General features: G+C 50.2%; 1 protein-coding gene. It reads left to right on the top strand.

Annotated features, from left to right (window positions below; all coding sequences use genetic code 11):
• Positions 1 to 10: 10 nt before the first annotated feature.
• A partial coding sequence (locus tag QP413_RS10200; RefSeq protein ID WP_284781637.1) for a signal peptidase II occupies positions 11 to 231 on the top strand: 221 nt, incomplete at its 3' end.

Raw genomic sequence — 231 nt, forward strand, 5'->3', positions numbered from 1 at the left:
GAATGAATAGGTGGCTACACTCACGAGAAGAGATGGAAGGTTAGTTCTAGCAATAACACTCATCGTTGCCGTCGTCGATCAGATAGTGAAAACACTGATCCTCGCAAACATGAGCCCAGGGGAAAAGGTACCCATCATCGGGGATTGGTTCCGGTTCCTACTCACTTTCAACTCAGGCGCCGCATTCTCCATGGGAGAAAACTCCACGTGGGTGTTCACCACCATCCAGCT

This window comes from Corynebacterium sp. UMB4614 (assembly GCF_030217065.1).
Classification (GTDB): Bacteria; Actinomycetota; Actinomycetes; order Mycobacteriales; family Mycobacteriaceae; genus Corynebacterium.